Genomic DNA, 18,536 nt, shown 5'->3' with positions numbered 1-18,536 from the left:
GGAGCATGGCGACGTCAATTCGGGTGGGCATCGGTGGATGGGATTACGCGCCATGGCGCGAGACGTTTTATCCGCCGGACGTGCCGCAAAAAAAGGCGCTTGCATATGCGAGCCGCCGGGTCACCACCATCGAAATCAACGGCACTTATTACCGCACCGCCAAGCCCGAACATTTTGCGTCGTGGCACGCGCAAACGCCGGACGACTTCGTCTTCTCCGTCAAGGCCAGCCGCTATGCCAGCAACCGCCGTGTGCTGGCCGAGGCCGGCGAATCGGTCGAGCGCTTCGTCCACAGCGGCCTGGCCGAACTGGGCGACAAGCTCGGCCCGCTGCTGTGGCAGCTCGCCCCCACCAAGCAGTTCGATCCCGACGACCTCGAAGCGTTTTTCAAATTGCTGCCGGCAAAACTCGGCACGCGCAAGCTGCGCCATGTGCTCGACACGCGCCACGACAGTTTCATGTGCGACGACTACCTGAAGCTGGCGCGCAAGTACAAGGTCGCCACCGTGTTTGCCGATGCACCCGATTTTCCATCGTACGCCGACCTCACCGGCGACTTTGTTTACGCACGGCTGCTCAACGCCCAAAGCGCACGCATCACGGGCTACACCAAGCCTGCATTAAAAAAATGGGCCGACGTGGCAAGCCAATGGCAGCAAGGCGCCGTTCCCGTCACGCTACCGCACGTGGGGGCGGCGAAAGACAGCAAAAAGACGCGCGACGTGTTCATCTATTTCATCAACGGCGCCAAGGAACGGGCGCCGGCAGCGGCCCAATACCTGATCGGCCTTTTGTAAATTGGAGCGCGCTCATGGCTCTTGGTAAAATACGCCTTTGGGCGTCCTCTTCGGCGCCTTTTACGTTTGAGAGATAAACATGAGCTTAACCCACGCTTTCGCCGGCAGTTTATTTGTGGTGGCCGCGCCGTCCGGCGCCGGCAAGTCCACGCTGGTCAATGCCCTGCTGGCGCAGGAGCCGGCGATCAAGCTGTCGATTTCCACCACCACGCGCCAGCCGCGTCCCGGTGAAACCCACGGCGAGCAGTACTATTTCACCACCGCCGAAGATTTCGTCGCGCGCGCCGAGGCCGGCGAGTTCCTGGAATGGGCCGAAGTGCACGGCAATTACTACGGCACGTCGCGCATCATGGTCGAGCAGGAGATGAAAAAAGGCACCGATATTTTGCTGGAAATCGACTGGCAAGGTGCGCGCCAGGTGCGCAAGCAATTCCCGCAGGCGACCGGCATTTTCATCCTGCCGCCATCGATCGCCGCGCTCGAAGACAGACTGAAAAAACGCGCCACCGACGAGCCGCATGTGATCACCCGCCGGCTGCTTGCCGCAGGGGGTGAAATCGCCCACGCTCCCGAGTTCGAGTATGCTATCATCAACGAAGAATTCGCAATCGCGTTGTCCGAGCTTACCGCGATTGTCAGAGCGGCCCGTTGCCGGTTTGCGCAACAAGCGGCACGCAACGCCTCGCTATTTGCCCAATTGGGTATCCACGCTGAATAAAAGATTTTAGGAGCTATATCATGGCACGCATTACTATTGAAGATTGTCTCAAGAACATCCCTAACCGTTTCCAGCTGACCCTGGCCGCCACCTACCGCGCGCGCCAACTGCTGCAAGGCCACACCCCGAAAGTGGAAGCCAAGGACAAGCCTACCGTTGTCGCCCTGCGTGAAATCGCCGCCGGCAAAGTCGGTATCGAAATGTTGAAAAAGGTCCCCATGTAAGGTGGACCCGCGTTCCCGAAGGTGGAGAATGCAACCTCAACACGACGGAACGCACACGTATGAACCTGATCCCTGCCGACCCGACACTGAACGCCACGCCCTCCCGGGCCAAGCAGCCGGCTGCCACGCCGGCTGGTGCCACGTCGGGCACCCTTTCGGGTGCACATGCAGGCGATAGCACCGCCTCCACCATCGCAGCATCCTTGCCACCACCAGCTCCCCCCGTGATTTCCTCGTCGCCCCTGGCCACGCCTACCCTGACCGCCGGCGTTGCCTCGGTCACGCACCTGACCGAAAAACTGTCCGACTACATGACGGCCGCCGACCTGAAAAAGGTCAAGGAAGCCTATCGCTTCTCGGACGAAATGCACCTGGGCCAGGTCCGGAAATCGGGCGAACCGTACATCTCGCATCCGATCGCGGTGGCCGAGATTTGCGCCGACTGGAAGCTCGACGCGCAGGCCATCATGGCCGCGCTGCTGCACGATGTGATGGAAGACCAGGACGTCAAGAAGGACGAGCTGATCGAACGCTTCGGCGCGCCGGTCGCCAACCTGGTCGATGGCTTGTCCAAGCTCGATAAAATCGAATTCCAGAGCCAGATCGAAGCGCAGGCGGAAAACTTCCGCAAGATGCTGCTGGCGATGGCGTCCGATGTGCGCGTCATCCTGATCAAGCTGGCCGACCGCCTGCACAATATGCGCACCATGGAAGTCATGGCGCCCAACAAGAAGGCCCGCATCTCGCGCGAAACGATGGAAGTGTATGTGCCCATCGCGCACCGCCTGGGCCTGAACAATATCTACCGCGAACTGCAGGACCTGTCGTTCTCGCACCTGTACCCGCTGCGCTACCGCACGCTGGCCAAGGCCGTCAAGGCGGCGCGCGGCAACCGCCGCGAGGTGGTCACCAAGATCCTCGAATCGGTGAAGAACACCTTGGGCATGGCTGGCATCGAGGCGGAAGTGTATGGCCGCGAAAAAACCCTGTTCGGCATCTACAAAAAAATGCGCAACAAGCACCTGTCGTTCTCGCAGGTGCTCGACGTGTACGGTTTCCGCGTGGTGGTCGATACCTTCCCCAACTGCTACGTCGCGCTGGGCACCCTGCACTCGCTGTACAAGCCGATGCCGGGCAAGTTCAAGGACTATATTGCGATCCGCAAGCTCAACGGCTACCAGTCGCTGCACACCACGCTGATCGGCCCGTACGGCACGCCGGTCGAGTTCCAGATCCGCACCCAGGAAATGCATCGCACCGCCGAGTCCGGCGTGGCTGCGCACTGGTTGTACAAGAATGCCGATTCCAACCTGTCGGACATGCAGCAGCGCACCCATGCGTGGCTGCAGTCGCTGCTCGACATCCAGCAGCAGACCGGCGACTCGGCCGAGTTCCTCGAGCACGTCAAGGTCGACCTGTTCCCCGATTCGGTGTACGTGTTTACGCCCAAGTCGAAGATCATCGCGCTGCCGCGCGGCGCCACGCCGATCGATTTTGCTTACTCGATCCACACCGGCATCGGCGACCACACGGTGTCGGCGATGATCAACCACGAACCGGTCTCGCTGCGCACCGAGCTGCGCAACGGCGACATCGTCGAGATCGTCACTGACAGCAATTCACGTCCGAGCCCGAGCTGGCTGTCGTTCGTCCGTACCGGCAAGGCCCGTTCGGCGATCCGCCATCACCTGCGCACCATCAACCTGCCCGAATCGATCACCTTGGGCGAGCAATTGCTGGCGCAGGCGCTCACGTCCCTGGGCATGTCGGCGCTGCTCGAAGAACACCTGACCGAGCGCCTGCTCAACGAATCGAGCGCCAAGTCGCTCGACGAACTGTATGCCGACATCGGCATCGGCAAGCGCATGGCGGCGCTGGTGGCGCGCCATATCTTCGGTTTGCGCGGCGGCGAGTCGGCCAGCGCGCCGATCGACCACAACAGCGCAACCGAACTCGACCCGGTGACGATTTGCGGCAGCGAAGGCGTGTCGGTGCAACTGGCGCCGTGCTGCCTGCCGATTCCGGGCGACGCCATCATCGGCCAGCTGCGCCGCGACCAGGGCTTGCTGGTGCACACCACCGACTGCACCATCGCCAAGCGCCAGAAGGCCAAGGAGCCGGACCGCTGGATCGCCGTCAAGTGGGGCACCGAGATGAACCGCCGTTTCGACTGCCGCATCAAGCTGTTGATCAACAACGAAAAAGGCATCCTGGCGCGCGTGGCGGCCGAGATCGGCGAATCCGACGCCAACATCACCTATGTCGGCATGGACGAGGACAAGGACAACGTGCTGCACCAGCTGCGCTTTACCATCCAGGTCAAGGACCGCGTGCACCTGGCCGGCCTGCTGCGCAATGTGCGTCGCGTGACCGGCGTCAACCGCATCCTGCGCGAGCGCAGCTGAACCGCCCCGGCGCCTACTGCGGCGCCGGCGCCGGGTAACTGACTGCCAGGATTTCCAGCTCATCGACGCCGTGCGGCGCCTGGAAGGTGACCAGGTCGCCTTCGCGCGCCTTGGTCAATGCCCGTGCTACCGGCGCCACCCAGCTGATCTTGCCATTCAAAGGATCGAGTTCGTCGATGCCGACGATGGTGATGGTGCGCTCGGTCCCATGCTGGTCGCAATAGGTGACAGTGGCGCCAAAAAAGATCTGGTCGCTGCCGTGGTGCACGCTGGGATCGACGATGGCCGCCGAGTCCATGCGCTTGGTGAGGAAACGGATGCGGCGGTCGATTTCGCGCAGGCGTTTTTTCCCGTAGATGTAATCGCCGTTCTCGGAACGGTCGCCGTTGGACGCGGCCCAGTGGACAATGCGCACCACTTCCGGCCGGTCAACGTCGATCAGCTGCAGCAATTCGTCCTTGATGCGCTGGTAGCCCTCGGGGCGGATGTAGTTCTTGGAGCCGGCCGGGATGGCCAGCGCCAGCGCGGCGGCTTCCTCGTCGTCGTCCCCGTCGGATTCTTTTACAAAGGCTTTGTTCATGACGCCTATTGTACAGCGCTGCTTTTCCGCAAACGTTTTGTTTCACGTATCATGCTGCGAGAAGAACCACACGAGGCCCGATGAAACATTTCCGACGCTTGCACCGCTGGCTGTTTGCGCCGCTGGTCTACCTGGCGGCGCTGTTGTTGCTGCTGGAAGACTGGCTGTGGGACCTGGGCGCGGCGCTGATGCGCCGGCTCACGGCCTGGCCGCCGCTCGCCCGCCTGGAACAGTGGATTTGCCGGCTGGGACCGTACGCCGCGCTGGTGCTGATGGTATTGCCGGCCGCGCTGCTGTTTCCGGTCAAGCTGCTGGCCCTGTGGGCGCTGGCCAACGGCCATGCGCTGCTGGGCCTGACAGTGATCGTGCTGGCCAAGGTGGTGGGGGCGGCGGCCGTGGCGCGGCTGTACCTGCTCACCCGGCCGGTATTGCTCACCATTGTCTGGTTTGCCCGCCTGCTGGGCTGGTTCCTCGACCTCAAGCAGCGCTGGATCGCGCGCCTGCGCGCCACCGCCGCCTGGCGTCAGGTGCAGGCGCTGGCCGGCCGTGTGCGGCGCTGGCGCCAGCGCGCCAGCAGCGGCCCGCGCAGCTGGACCGGACGCTTTCGCCGCCTGCTCAAGCGCTTTCGGGCTCGCTGGCGCACCTGACTGCCATGCCAACCACCGTGCCATACCAACCAGATCACCGAGTCCGCCGACCACCGCCATGAGTAGCCTCCCTGCCCCGCCCGACCTTGCCACCGAACTGGCGCAGGTGCGTGCACGTTTCGACGCCATCGTCTCCAACACGCCCGGCCTGGTGTACCAGTTCGAGCGCCAGGCCGACGGCGCGGTGTCGTTCCCGTACCTGAGCGACGGCTGCCAGGCGCTGCTGGGCCTCACGCCTGCCGCGCTGCACGCCGCGCCCGGCCGCTTCCTCGAACTGATCCTGCCCGAGGACCGCGACTCGTACCAGGATGCCATGCAGGCTTCGGCCAGTGCGCTGTGGAGCTGGAACTGGGAAGGCCGGATCTGGGTCGATGCCTGGAAGGACGTCAAATGGATCAACCTGCGCGCCACGCCGCACGCGCTGCCCGGCGGCGCTGTGCGCTGGGACGGCATGATGACCAACATCACCGAGAGCAAGCAGGAACAGCAGGAAGTGCGGCGGTCGCGCGCGCGGCTGGCCGAGCTGAGCGCGCACACCGACCGCGTCAAGGAACAGGAACGCACCCGCATCGCCCGTGAAATCCACGACGAGCTGGGCGGCAACCTGACCGCCATCAAGATGGCGCTGGCCATGCTGGCAACGCGCCTGGACGGCATCGACCCGGCGCTGCGCGAGCGCACCGACTACCTCGACTCGCTGGTGGACCGCACCATCGACGCCGTACACCGCATTTCGCTCGACCTGCGCCCCGCCCTGCTCGACCTGGGCCTGGTGGCCGCGCTCGAGTGGCAGGTGCGCGAGTTCGACAAGCAGGCTGGCATCGACACTACGTTCAGCTACAACCAGCGCGACATGGGCCTCGACGAAGACCAGTCCACGGCGCTGTTCCGCATCGCCCAGGAAGCGCTGACCAATATCGCCAAACACGCCGAAGCGAGCCGGGTGAGCGTGAAGCTGGCGCGGTTGCGCCATTACGTCAGCCTGAAGATCACCGACGACGGCCGCGGCATCCGCCAGGCCGACCGCGCCAAGCCGGCGTCGTTCGGCCTGCGCGGCATGGTGGAGCGCACCCGCGCGCTGGGCGGCACCCTGACGCTGAGCCACGCGCCGGGGGGCGGCACGGTCGTGGCAATCAAGATTCGCCACGAAAGCACGGGGCCGGAACCGGGACCGGAACCGGCCCCGGGGGCTACAATAGGCGGATAGCCGGCTGGCTAAGCAACCTAATGCGCCACAGAGCGCTTGCAGAAAAGTAGAGAAAACCACCATGAGCGAAAAAGCCATCATCAAGGTCTTCATTGCCGACGACCATGCCATCGTGCGCGAAGGCTTGAAACAAATCCTGGCCGAGACGCGCGACATCATCGTGGCCGGCGAGGCCGAGAACGGCCTGGAAGCCGTCAAGCTGTTCCGCAAGTCAGAATGCCAGGTCATGCTGCTCGACATTTCCATGCCCGACCGCAGCGGTATCGACGTGCTCAAGCAGATCAAGAAGGAAAAACCGGACCTGGCCGTGCTGATGTTGTCGATGCACCGCGAAGATCAATATGCGATCCGCTCGCTCAAGGCGGGCGCATCCGGTTATCTGACCAAGCAGAGCGCGCCGCGCGAGCTGGTCAACGCGATCCGCCAGGTGGCTGGCGGCCAGAAGTACATCAGCCCGGCGCTGGCGCAGGAACTGGCCAACCACGTGGGCGAAGACCACGAGGCGCCGCCGCACGACGCCCTGTCCGACCGCGAATACCAGACCCTGACCATGATCGCCTCCGGCAAGACGGTGGGCGTAATCGCCAAGGAATTGTCGTTGTCGGTCAAGACCGTCAGCGAATACCGGGCCCGCCTGCTGGTCAAAATGAAGCTCAAGAACAGCGCCGAATTGACACACTATGCGATCAAAAACCAGCTGATCGACTAAGGGAGGACGACGAACGGGCCCGACAGGGGTAAAATGACAACGATTAGTCCCATTATGGTTGTCGGATAGAACATTCTTGATGCAGAAATGAAAGACGTTTTTCCGCGCCTGCTCCGCGCAATGGTGTGTCCGGCATGGGCCTATCATGCTACAACCAAGTAAACCCATAGAGGTTCCATGTCCAGCAAACCCACCGAGCAAAATCCGGCCGAGATCGCACGCGAGGCGTTCAAGCGCCTGGCGTTGCGCCGGATTTCTCCCACGCCCGAGGCCTACCGCGAAATTTACAACGAAATCGCCGGCATCAGCGAACCTGTCGCTGCGCCGGTGGTTGCCATCGATCCGGGCCCGGAAGCGGTACTGAACCAGTTTGCCACCCGCCTCACCGACGGCACCGGCGACCTGGCCGAGTTCGGCCGCCGCTTCAACCGCGCGGTCAAGTCGCGCGACTGGGACGGCTATGCGCGCATGTTGTCGCAGCTGGTGGAAAAACACTTTATCAGCAAGAAGCCAGGCATCGAAGTGGCCGGCCTCGGTGGCGCCGGTGCGCCAGGCGCCGAGGACGAGCAAAGCCGCGCCCTGCGCGAACTGCTCAGCCGCACCCTCACCTTTGCGGTCGCCTCGCTGCTGGCCGGCGCGCCCGCGCTGGCGACCGAGGCCGAATCGCTGGGCGCGGCCGCACGCGACGCCCACAGCGAGGAAGCGCTGACCGAGATCGGCCTGCGCCTGAAACAGCTGTGCTTCCAGATCGAGGTGCGCGGCGCCGACAGCGGCGAGCAGCAGGAATTGCTGCTGCGCCTGTTCAAGCTGCTGCTCGAAAACGTCAGCGAACTGCTGGACGACGACAGCTGGCTGCAAGGCCAGATCGAGTCGGTGCAGCACCTGATCTCGGGCCCGCTCGACGTCCGTGCCCTCGAGGACGCCACGCGCAGCCTGAAGGAAGTGATCTACAAGCAGGGCCAGCTCAAGCACAGCCTGTCGGACGTCAAGCTCACCGTCAAGAACATGATGATGACGTTTATCGACCGCCTGGGCGCGGTGGCTGCCTCCACCGGCGACTTCCACGAAAAGATCGGCGGGTATTCCGACAAGATCAGCAAGGCCGACAATATTGCCGAGCTCAACAGCATTCTCGACGAGGTGCTCAAGGAAACCCGGCTGGTGCAGGCCGAGGCCCTCAAGGCGCGCGACAAGATGGTGCTGGCGCGCCAGGAAGTGCAGGACGCAGAAACCCGCATCCACGCGCTCGAAGCCAAGCTCCAGCACCTGAGCGAGCTGGTACGCGAAGATCAACTGACCGGCTCGCTCAACCGGCGCGGCCTGGACGACGTGTTCGAGCGCGAGACCGCGCGCGCCGACCGCCGTGGCACGCCGCTGTGCGTATCCGTGCTCGACCTCGACGATTTTAAAAAGCTCAACGACACCTACGGCCACATTGCCGGCGACGCCGCCTTGAAGCACCTGGTGAAAATCGTCAAGGAAACCCTGCGGTCGATGGACGTGATCGCCCGCTTCGGCGGCGAGGAATTCCTGATCCTGATGCCCGAGACCACCATCGAGGCGGCCGCATCGACCATGACCCGTTTGCAACGCGAACTGACCAAGCACTTCTTCCTGCACGATAACGAGAAAGTCCTGATCACGTTCTCGGCCGGCGTGGCGCTGCGCCGTCCCAACGAAGATCAAACCGAGCTGGTCAAACGGGCCGACAAGGCCATGTACACCGCCAAGCAGACCGGCAAGAACCGGGTGGTGATGGCCGACTAGGCCAAAAACTTGGCGCGGTTGCCACAAAACCTGTCCAGCCCGGCGCCTGCCGGGCTTTTTTTTGTTTAAATCGCAGAGAAATAAATTATTTTTTGCCCTAAAGATTCGTTTTCAACGGTCGATTAAGCGGGTGCGAAACCTGAACTTTAGGCCATCAATAAAATTTAAAGTTCGTTTCCAGGCCTAAATTTTCCCGCTGGGCAACCGAAAATCATTACAACAGCGGTTTGATTGTCTCGGAACGCGGAGACAGACCAAAGTGAAATGAGCAGCTAGCCCACACCGTAGTAATCTGGAGAATCATCATGGCACAAGTCATCAACAGTAATATCCAATCGCTCAATTCGCAACGTAACCTGAGCAGCTCGCAAGCTAATCTGTCGACCTCGTTGCAACGTCTGTCTTCCGGCCTGCGCATCAACAGCGCCAAGGACGACGCCGCCGGCCTGGCAATTTCCGAGCGCTTCACGTCGCAAATTCGCGGTAACCAACAGGCAGCCCGTAACGCCAACGACGGCATCTCGCTGGCTCAGACTGCTGAGGGTGGCTTGAGCACCGCTGGCGATCTGCTGCAACGTGTGCGCGAACTGGCAGTGCAGTCCGCCAACGGCACCAACTCGGAATCGGATCGTAAATCGATCCAGAACGAGGTCGCTTCCCTGTCGAAAGAACTGGACCGCGTGGCCAATACCACCCAGTTCAACGGCCAGAACGTGCTCGACGGCTCGCTGACCAATACCCAGTTCCAGGTTGGCGCGAACTCGAACCAGACCATCAACATCGGTGTGGCCAGCGCCAAGGCAGCCGACCTGGGCAACAACACCATCAAAACCACCGCCGGCGGCGCCACCATGAACGCCGCCGTCGCCACGGCAGCGAACGGCCTGACTACCGCCGAACCGCTGACCATCAGCTCCGGCGCAGGCATCACTACCAAGGTGGAAGCGGCCGCCGGCGACAGCGCCAAGGCCATTGCCGCCAAGATCAATGCCCTGAGCAATAGCAGTGGTGTGTCGGCACAGGCCAAAACCACGGCGACCATCAAAGGCATCGGCCTCGATACTGGCGGCCTGCCTAGCGCAACGTCGCAGGCGGTCAGCTTTACGCTGAAAAGCGCCAATGCGGACCCTGTGACGATTTCGTCGTCGGTCAAGAACGGCGACCTGGCGTCGCTGGCGCAGGCAATCAATGCCCAGAGCGGTACGACCAATGTTACCGCCAGCATCAAGGTCAACCAGACCACCAACCAGAAAGAGCTGCAACTCGATAACATCGCCGGCGACGATATCACCATGGTTAGCGGCACCGGTACCACCAATGTGGCCATGGCCAATGCCGAGATGCGCGGCGCGGATATCATCGACACCACCACCACCCCGCCGACCACCACGGCAGGTGCCGGTCAGCCGGCGACCGCTACCGTGACGGTCGGTGGTTCGATCGAGCTGTCGTCCGACAGCGGCTTCTCTATCAACGGCGGCGCTGTGAGCCTGGGTGCAGCCGATATCGGCAGCGAACTGGCGTCGGTGGACAAGATCGACGTCAGCACCGTGGAAGGTTCGAATGCAGCACTGAAAACCATCGACTCGGCGCTGAACCAGATCAACAAGAACCGCGCCGACCTCGGGGCGATCCAGAACCGCTTCGCTTCGACGATCGCCAACCTGAACACGACGACCGAGAACCTGTCAGCTTCGCGTAGCCGTATCCAGGATACCGACTTTGCGCAAGAAACGGCCAACCTGACGCGCGGCCAGATCCTGCAACAGGCAGGTACCGCGATGCTGGCCCAGGCCAACTCGCTGCCGAACGGCGTGCTGTCGCTGCTGCGTGGCTAATCCCCCGGGATGAGTTAGCTCAGAAAAAACTTGCGCTAACCACGCTCCCCGGCTGATTTCATCAGTCGGGGATTTTTCGTAAAGGACGCATCATGACTATCGACTCAATAGGTTCTGTCGCCACCGGTCGCCCGGCGGAACGCCAGATTGCGGGCGCCGACGCCGCTCCCGCACCGGGAGCCACGCGCTCGCCGGCCACCACCGTCGACACCGCCAACGCCGTCAAGGGCGCGCCTTCGCTCGAACAGGTCAACCGGGCAGTGTCCGAGTTGAACAAATCGCCGCAGGCAAAATCCCAGGGGCTCGAGTTTTCCATCGATACCGACAGCAAGCGCACCGTGGTCAAGGTTATCGACCAGAGCACCAAGGAAGTACTGCGCCAGATTCCCACGCCCGAGGCGCTGGAAATCGCCAAGGCGATGGAAGCGAAGTCCACCAAGGGCGTGCTGATCCAGCAAACCGCCTGAACCCGCAGCACCACGGCGCGCATTGCGCGCGCCGTTTTTCTCCTCCGCATGGCAAGCTGTTACACGCATGCCGCCCGCCCCGCGCCGCAACGGCATCATCGTCAACCCCGACTTTCTTCCGCTAAGTGGGAACTGACTGGTATTCTTCCCTCTCAAGTCCGGTTTGATTCTGCCGTTATTGCCTTATATTATTGGTTTACACAGGAGTGCAACGTGGCTATCTCGACCCCCAACATTGGATCCGGGCTTCCGATCAACGACATCATCAGCAAGCTGATGACGGTCGAGTCGGCGCCGCTGGCGCAGTACGACAAAAAGTCGGCCAGCGCCCTGGGCCAGGTATCGGCGTTCGGCAACCTGTCAGGCGCGCTGGGCACGTTCCAGTCGGCGCTGTCGGGCCTGACGTCGCTCGGCAGCTTCCAGACCATGTCCGCGTTGCCCGGCGACGCGTCGATCTTCAATGCCACCGCCAATGGCACGGCCAAAGCCGGCTCCTACAAGATCAATGTGACCCAGGTGGCGCAGCCGCAAACGCTGGCGTCCAACGGTTTCAAGTCCACCACGGCCGCGATCGGTGTCGGCGCCAAGACCACCATCAGCTTCTCGCTGGGCACGGTCAGCAAGGGCACGTTCGGCATCAACGGCACGGCGCTGGGCGCCAGCCTGAGCACGGGCGGCCTGACGCCGGGTGCACTATCGATCAACGGCACCGCGATCGCCACTGACGGCACCACGCGCAGCGCCCGCCTGCTGGCCGACGCCATCAATGCCAAGAGTTCCACCACTGGCGTTTCGGCCAAGGCGGCGCCCACCATCACCAGCGCCACCCTGTTCGGCACCGGCGGCGCGTCTACCTTCGGCAATGTCGACACCAGCGGTGGCGGCACCTATTCGCTGTCGGTCGGTGGCGTGGAAATCGCGGTCCAGGGCGAAAACGTGGCCGGAGGGGCAGCCGGCGCAGTGACGGCAGCCTCGATCGACACCGCACTGAGCGGCAACACCTCGGTGGTGCGCGCGTTGGCCGACGCCAACATTACGGTGAGCGGCACGGCAGCCGATGGCACCTTGCGCTTTACCAACGCCGACGGCAGCAACGTGGCCATCGCCGAAGCGGTCTCGGGCACTGTCACGGGCGGAATCGGCAATAGCGGCGGCCAGGCCAACATCGGTTCGAGCACCACGGTGGTGGGGTCGATTTCGCTCATTTCCAACGACGGCAGTCCGATCAGCGTGGCGGGCAGCAATCCGGCCGGCGCTGGCCTCACGCCCGGCGTGGGTGGCGCTTACCAGGATGCCATTTTTACGGCCGACAGCGACCGCACCAGCGGCAACGTCGTCATCGACAGCACCAACAATTCGCTGCAAGAGATCGTCAATGCGATCAACAAGGGCGGCTTCGGCGTGACCGCCAGCATCGTCTCGGATGGTTCCAGCGGCACCGATGCCAAGCCCAACCGCCTGATCCTCACGTCGACCAGCACCGGCCAAAGCTCCACCATGAAGATCACGCTGGCCGGCACCGGCGGCGAACCGCCCGACCCGGCCCTGGTCGACTTGCTCAGCTACGATCCGGGCGGCGTGCAGAACATGAACCAGAAAATGGCCGCATCCGATACCAAGGCCACAGTCAACGGGATCGACGTGACCAGTTCGACCAACACCATTTCGGGCGCGATCACCGGGGTGACCATCAATGCGATCAAGACCGGCAGTTCCACGCTGGCGGTCAACAAGGACACGGCGGCACTGACCACCTCGGTCAATGGCTTCGTCAAGGCGTACAACGATCTCAACAATCAATTCACGTCGCTGGGCGGGTACAACGAAGAAACCAAGACTGGCGGTCCGTTGCTCGGCGATTCGACCTTGCGCAACCTGCAAGCGACTATCCGCCGCCAGATGACGGCCAGCCTGACGGGGCTGCAAGGCACCAGCCTGACCAGCCTGTCGCAAATCGGCATTGCGTTCCAGAAGGACGGCAGCCTGGTGCTCGACAACAGCAAGCTGCAAAAAGCCATCGACAACAACTACAACGATATCGCCGGCCTGTTTGCGGCCGTGGGCCGCAGTACCGACCCCGATATCAAGTTTGTCAGCTCCACCGCCAAAACCGGCGCTGGCGACTACGCGATCAATATCACGCAACTGGCCACCAAGGGGACTTTGCAGGGTACCAATGTATTGCCGGAAGAGACAGTCATCGGTGCGAATACGACCTGGAGTGTCACTCTCAATGACACCGATCCGACCTTGGCATCCAACACGGCTACCATTACTATCCCGGAAGGTCGTTACAATCCATCGCAACTGGCGGCCGCACTGCAGTCGTCGATCAATGGCGTATCTGCCTTCTCGTCGAAAGGCTCGACCGTGGCAGCCACCGTGGGCACCGATGGCAAACTTAAACTGGAATCGACCAATTACGGCTCGAAGTCCAACATCAGCATCACCATGACCACCGGCACCGACACCTCGGCGGTCTTTGGCACCGGTACGTCAGTCAAGGGCAAGGATGTGGCGGGCACCATCGGCGAGTACGCAGCCAGCGGCGACGGTCAGACGCTCACCGGCATGCCCGGTGGTCCGGTCGAAGGCCTCAAGCTCACCGTGGAGGGCGATACCACCGGTGCGCGCGGCACCTTCGGGTTTTCCCAGGGCTACGCGTACCAACTCAATACATTGGCGTCCGGTTATCTCGGTGCCGGCGGGGCCATCACCAGCCGCACCAAGGGGCTCAACGACGCGGTCAAGGGCATCACTACGCAGCGCGATAAATTCGCTGCCCGGCTGGTGGAGGTGGAGGCGCGCTACCGCAAGCAGTATTCGGCGCTCGACACCATGATCGCGAACTTGAACAGCACCCAATCGTTTCTGACGCAGCAGTTGGCCTCACTGGCTTCAGTAAAGTAACGTCCCACTCACAGGAGACAGAGTATGTTTGGATCTCGACAAACTGGCGTGCATGCCTATGCCAAGGTTGGCATGGAAACCGGCGTCGTCGCCGCCAGCCCCCACAAGCTGATCGTCATGCTGTTCGACGGCGCGCTGGTCGCGCTCAACAGCGCATTGGGCGCCATCCGCAGTGGCAATATTGCCGAGAAAGGCAAGTCGCTGTCCAAGGCCATCCTGATCATCGACAGCGGACTGCGTTCCGCGCTCGACAAAAAGGCGGGCGGCGAGATCGCCGAGGGTCTCGATTCCCTGTACGAATACATGAGCGGGCGCCTGCTCACCGCCAACATCCAGAGCGATGCCGGCATCGTCGAGGAAGTCCAGCGCCTGCTGATCGAATTGCGCGACGCCTGGAACGCGATCGCCGACAATCCTGCCGTCACCGGCCGTCCCCAACCTGCCAACTTTGCGAGCGTTTGACCCATGATGACGAATCAAGAAGCTTTATCCGCCTACGCCGCCATGGCTGCCCTCACCGAACAAATGGTACAGGCCGCCAGCGCCAGCGATTGGGATACGCTGGTCGCGCTGGAACAGCGCGTGGCTGCGCACGTGCAGGCGCTGCGGGCCGAACCGAGCCAGTCGATGACGGGCGCCGACCGTGAACGCAAGATCGAGCTGATCCGCCAGATGCTCAATGCCGACCGCCAGATCCGCGACCTCACCATGCCGTGGATGGCGCAATTGTCCAAGCTGATCAGCTCTACCGGTACCGAGCGGCGCGTGGTTAACGCCTACGGCAACGTCTAAAGCCGGGGCGCGCCATGTTGCCGCGCATTGACGCCAGCATCCGGCCGGTCGGGCCTTCCGACGGCGCCGGCACTGGCGCCGCCGTCGGCGACGCTCGCCAAGGCCAGCTGGCGCTGCAAAAGGCGCTGCAGGGCCTGGTCGGCCAGAACGTGCCGGCGGTCGTGCAATCGAAGTTCAGCGACGGCAGTGCGCTGGTCAAGGTCGCCGAGCAGAACGTCCGCATGATGTTGCCGACCGACGTCAAGGTCGGCGCCGAAGTTTCGCTGACCGTGCTCAGCGCCTCTCCCCGTCCCACTTTCCAGTTCGGCACCGGCACTGCCGGCGCCACCGTGGTCTATCCCGATGGCGGCGACGCCCAGCCGGCCAACTTGCCCTCCCAGGCCGCCCCGCAGGCGGGCCTGGGGCGCGGCGCGGGTTTGTCGGGTAATGTGCCGCCCGGCGTTGCCGGCAATGCCGCCGCCACCCCGCCCGCCGACACGGACGCCGGGCCAGCTACCACCGCTGGCACCGCTGCTGCCCAGGGCGGCCGCGGTGCCGAAGCGGCACGGCCGCAAAGCCTGGCCGCCGCCTTGCTGGGCAAGGCGCCCCTCACCGCCAGCGCCGACTTGCCGGGCCTCGACCACACCACGCCGCAATCGACCCTGAGCCCCACCGCGCGGGCGCTGGCGACGATCTTGCCGGCCGGCGGCCAGATGGCGCAACTGGCGCTGATCGGCAAGTCTGCGCTGTTCGGCAATGCCGCGCCCGACACCGACAAGCTGGCCCAAAAGCTCAACGACACCATCTCGAAGAGCGGCTTGTTCTACGAATCGCACGTGACCGAGTGGGTCAAAGGTGAACGACCGCTGGCGGACCTGATGCGCGAGCCGCAAATGCAGCACATGCAGCAATTGCAACGACTGGCGCAGCAATCGGGCGAATCGCTGGCACGCCTGGGGCCGGGCGGCCCCGACCTGACCCCGGCGCAAATGGTCAACCAGCAGTTGCACACCCAGGAACAGGGCCGGGTGCAGTGGAACGGCGAAGCGTGGCCCGGCCAGCAGATGCAATGGGAGGTCAAGCGCGAGCAGCGCGACGGCAGCCGCCAGCAGCAGGCGGACGACGGCCAGGAGCAGGTATGGCGCAGCGGCGTGCGCTTCCGGCTGCCGATGCTGGGCAAAGTGGCCGCCACCGTGACCATGGTCGGCGACCAGGTCCACGTGCAGCTGCACACCGACACCGATGATGCGGCCGCCACCCTGCGCGCCTACGCCGGCCAGTTCGAAGCGGCGATGGCGGCGGCCGGGGGCCTGCTGTCGTCGCTGGCGATCGCCCAGCAGGATACCCCGGGAGCCGCCGATGGCCACTGAAGCGCGCAAGCCGCTGCAACAGGCGGTGGCCCTGGCCTACCAGGACGGCACACCCGCGCCCAAGGTGGTGGCCAAGGGCCGTGGCCTGGTGGCCGAGCAGATCATCGGCGTGGCGCTGGAAGCCGGCGTGCACATCCACGAGTCGAAGGAACTTGTCTCTTTGCTCATGGACGTGGATCTTGATCAACAAATTCCGCCCATGCTCTACCGCACGATTGCGGAACTGTTGGCGTGGCTTTATTATATTGAATCTGCGCAAAAGTCCGGCCAGCCGCTGCCGGCGGCTCCCGACACCAGCGCTCCCATCAGCGACACTTGACCCGACTGGCTTCGATGTACCCTCAATTTCAGGACGCGGCGTTGGAAAACTGGCACGATTTCGAGATCGAATCGCGCAAGGAGATCGTGTCCCTGCTGCGCAACATCGGCCAGAAAAACCAGTTGATCCGCATGTTGATCCAGGGCGAGTCCGACGTGTGCGTGACCTCGATCCTGGCCGTGGACGACGTGCGCGATACCGTGGTGCTCGACACGTCGATCGACGCCGAGCAAAACCAGCGCATCGCCAACGCCGAGCGGCTGTCGTTTGAAACTACGCTCGACAAGGTGCGCATCATGTTTGCCGCCGAGCGCATCGAAGCGATCACCCACGAAGGCGAACCGGCCTTCCGCATCAGCGTGCCGCTCACCCTGATCCGCCTGCAACGGCGCGAGTTTTACCGCATGAGCACGCCGGTGACCAACCCGGTGCGGGTGGTGATTCCGTTGCCGGAAGAACTTGGCGGCAACACCAGCTTCCCGCTGGCCGACATCAGTTGCGGCGGCATCGCCATCCTCGACAACAAGATGTTGCTGGGCGACGCCATCGGCAAGGTATTCCCCGGTTGCCGCATCGACCTGCCCGAGATCGGCGCGGTCACCACCTCGCTGCAGGTGCGCAACTCGCTGGACATGACCCTGCTCAACAACAAGACCAACCGCCGCCTGGGCTGCGAATTCACCGACATCCAGCGCAGCATGCTTGCTTACGTGCAGCGCTATATCACCAAGCTCGAACGCGAGCGTAACGCCCGCATTGCTGGCATGTCGTAACGCAAACGCCAGTTAAATTCTGTAGCCCTTGCGGTAAGCGGACGGCGACAACTGCAACGCCGCCTTGAAATGCTGGCGCAGCGACAGCGCCGAGCCGAACCCTGACTGCTGCGCTACCACCTCGATGGCAGCGTCGCTGCCTTCCAGCAGGCGGCGCGCCTGTGCCAGCCGCTGCGCCAGTAGCCACTGCTTGAAGGAACTGCCGGTCGCCTGGCGGAAGTGGCGCGTAAAGTGGCGCCGGCTCATGGCCGCGCGTGCGGCCAGCGCATCGATGCTGTGGGCCTGTTCGAGCCGCTCCCCCACCCACGCCAGCACGTCGGCAAAGCGGCCGTCGCTACGCGAGACCGGCAGCGGCCGCTCGATGAACTGCGCCTGGCCGCCCTGGCGGTGCGGCGCGACGACCAACTGGCGCGCCACCACGTTGGCCAGCTCGGCCCCGCACTGCTGGCGCAGCAGGTGCAGGCAGCAATCGAGCCCGGCCGCCACGCCGGCCGACGTCAGCACCGTTCCCTGGTCCACGTACAAAACGTCACTGTCGACTGTTATCTTGGAAAACCGCAGCGCCAGCTGATCGGCGTAGGCCCAATGTGTGGTGGCGGTTTTGCCGTTCAACAGCCCCGCTTCGGCCAGCGGATAGGCACCCAGGCACAGCCCCACCACCCGGGCGCCACGGGCATGGGCGCCGCGCAGGGCATCGAGCAGCCGGGGCGGCGCCGGGCGGCAGTCGTCGTGCCACGAGGGCATGATCACCAGGTCGGCATCCGCCAGCGCTTCCAGGCCGTGTGCGGTCGCAATCGCAAAACCGGCCGAGGTGGCCAGCGGCGTGCCGTCGGCCGCGCACACGCACACGTCGAAGCGCCCGGCAGGCGCCGCGTCGAACACCAGGCATGGCACCGACAGGTGAAACGGGGTGATGCCATTGAAGGCAATCACGGCAACTTTTGTGGGGGCAGTCGTCATGGCCCGATTGTATCGCAGACATGCCTTCGGGCCACTAGCCCGCGTAGCCCGCTCCGCCGACAATGGCTCCTCCC

The 18,536-nt window shown here is 63.4% G+C and carries 18 protein-coding genes; 16 read left to right on the top strand and 2 right to left on the bottom strand.

The genetic code is table 11. From position 1 onward, the window contains the following. Positions 1-5 precede the first annotated feature (5 nt). The 4 genes from SR858_RS05145 to SR858_RS05130 all read left to right on the top strand — a co-directional run bounded on the left by SR858_RS05145 (position 6) and on the right by SR858_RS05130 (position 4,144). On the top strand, positions 6-797 hold the full coding sequence (locus tag SR858_RS05145) for a DUF72 domain-containing protein (RefSeq protein ID WP_084670026.1): 792 nt from the start codon (positions 6-8) through the stop codon (positions 795-797). Between the two features lie 79 nt (positions 798-876). Further along, positions 877-1,515, top strand: a complete 639-nt coding sequence (gmk, locus tag SR858_RS05140) for a guanylate kinase (protein ID WP_019922805.1) — start codon at positions 877-879, stop codon at positions 1,513-1,515. Positions 1,516-1,535: 20 nt separating this feature from the next. Continuing rightward, entirely contained in the window at positions 1,536-1,739 is a 204-nt protein-coding gene (gene rpoZ / locus SR858_RS05135; RefSeq protein ID WP_019922806.1) for a DNA-directed RNA polymerase subunit omega, read from the top strand. Between the two features lie 59 nt (positions 1,740-1,798). Continuing rightward, complete coding sequence (locus SR858_RS05130; protein ID WP_019922807.1) at positions 1,799-4,144, top strand: RelA/SpoT family protein; 2,346 nt, start codon at positions 1,799-1,801, stop codon at positions 4,142-4,144. 13 nt (positions 4,145-4,157) lie between these two features. Here SR858_RS05130 and greB read toward each other — a convergent pair whose 3' ends face one another. Then, the gene (gene greB, locus SR858_RS05125) at positions 4,158-4,724 is read right to left on the bottom strand and encodes a transcription elongation factor GreB (RefSeq protein WP_019922808.1); all 567 of its coding nucleotides are present in this window, start codon (positions 4,722-4,724) and stop codon (positions 4,158-4,160) included. 80 nt (positions 4,725-4,804) lie between these two features. Between greB and SR858_RS05120 the strand changes: the two genes are divergently transcribed. From SR858_RS05120 to SR858_RS05065, 12 genes are all read left to right on the top strand, one after another. Beyond that, positions 4,805-5,371, top strand: coding sequence for a hypothetical protein (locus SR858_RS05120; RefSeq protein ID WP_026637451.1), 567 nt, complete (start codon positions 4,805-4,807; stop codon positions 5,369-5,371). Positions 5,372-5,429: 58 nt separating this feature from the next. After that, positions 5,430-6,578, top strand: a complete 1,149-nt coding sequence (locus tag SR858_RS05115; protein WP_019922810.1) for a sensor histidine kinase — start codon at positions 5,430-5,432, stop codon at positions 6,576-6,578. Positions 6,579-6,639: 61 nt separating this feature from the next. After that, complete coding sequence (locus tag SR858_RS05110; RefSeq protein ID WP_019922811.1) at positions 6,640-7,287, top strand: response regulator; 648 nt, start codon at positions 6,640-6,642, stop codon at positions 7,285-7,287. Between the two features lie 177 nt (positions 7,288-7,464). Continuing rightward, positions 7,465-9,054, top strand: coding sequence for a GGDEF domain-containing protein (locus tag SR858_RS05105; protein ID WP_019922812.1), 1,590 nt, complete (start codon positions 7,465-7,467; stop codon positions 9,052-9,054). A gap of 305 nt (positions 9,055-9,359) precedes the next feature. Then, positions 9,360-10,892, top strand: coding sequence for a flagellin N-terminal helical domain-containing protein (locus SR858_RS05100; protein WP_019922813.1), 1,533 nt, complete (start codon positions 9,360-9,362; stop codon positions 10,890-10,892). Positions 10,893-10,984: 92 nt separating this feature from the next. After that, the gene (locus SR858_RS05095; protein ID WP_019922814.1) at positions 10,985-11,359 is read left to right on the top strand and encodes a flagellar protein FlaG; all 375 of its coding nucleotides are present in this window, start codon (positions 10,985-10,987) and stop codon (positions 11,357-11,359) included. Between the two features lie 213 nt (positions 11,360-11,572). Continuing rightward, positions 11,573-14,269 carry a flagellar filament capping protein FliD gene (fliD, locus tag SR858_RS05090; RefSeq protein ID WP_019922815.1) on the top strand — a complete coding sequence of 899 codons (2,697 nt, stop codon included), beginning with the start codon at positions 11,573-11,575 and terminating at the stop codon, positions 14,267-14,269. Positions 14,270-14,293: 24 nt separating this feature from the next. Continuing rightward, entirely contained in the window at positions 14,294-14,731 is a 438-nt protein-coding gene (gene fliS, locus SR858_RS05085) for a flagellar export chaperone FliS (RefSeq protein ID WP_026637452.1), read from the top strand. Positions 14,732-14,734: 3 nt separating this feature from the next. Next, complete coding sequence (locus SR858_RS05080; protein ID WP_019922817.1) at positions 14,735-15,061, top strand: flagellar protein FliT; 327 nt, start codon at positions 14,735-14,737, stop codon at positions 15,059-15,061. 14 nt (positions 15,062-15,075) lie between these two features. Beyond that, a complete protein-coding gene (gene fliK, locus SR858_RS05075) occupies positions 15,076-16,410 on the top strand; it encodes a flagellar hook-length control protein FliK (RefSeq protein ID WP_019922818.1) in 1,335 nt (444 codons plus the stop codon). Continuing rightward, the gene (locus tag SR858_RS05070) at positions 16,400-16,729 is read left to right on the top strand and encodes an EscU/YscU/HrcU family type III secretion system export apparatus switch protein (RefSeq protein WP_019922819.1); all 330 of its coding nucleotides are present in this window, start codon (positions 16,400-16,402) and stop codon (positions 16,727-16,729) included. Before fliK ends, SR858_RS05070 begins: the two co-directional genes overlap by 11 nt. Before the next feature lie 41 nt (positions 16,730-16,770). Continuing rightward, on the top strand, positions 16,771-17,502 hold the full coding sequence (locus SR858_RS05065) for a flagellar brake protein (RefSeq protein ID WP_019922820.1): 732 nt from the start codon (positions 16,771-16,773) through the stop codon (positions 17,500-17,502). A 12-nt stretch (positions 17,503-17,514) separates the two neighbouring features. Here the strand turns inward: SR858_RS05065 and SR858_RS05060 are convergent, their stop codons facing one another. Further along, positions 17,515-18,462, bottom strand: a complete 948-nt coding sequence (locus tag SR858_RS05060) for a GlxA family transcriptional regulator (protein WP_019922821.1) — start codon at positions 18,460-18,462, stop codon at positions 17,515-17,517. Positions 18,463-18,536: the final 74 nt, after the last annotated feature.

The sequence above is a fragment of the Duganella zoogloeoides genome, from assembly GCF_034479515.1.
GTDB classification, from domain to species: Bacteria; Pseudomonadota; Gammaproteobacteria; order Burkholderiales; family Burkholderiaceae_D; genus Rugamonas; species Rugamonas zoogloeoides.
This window is presented reverse-complemented; position numbering and strand designations above follow the sequence as displayed.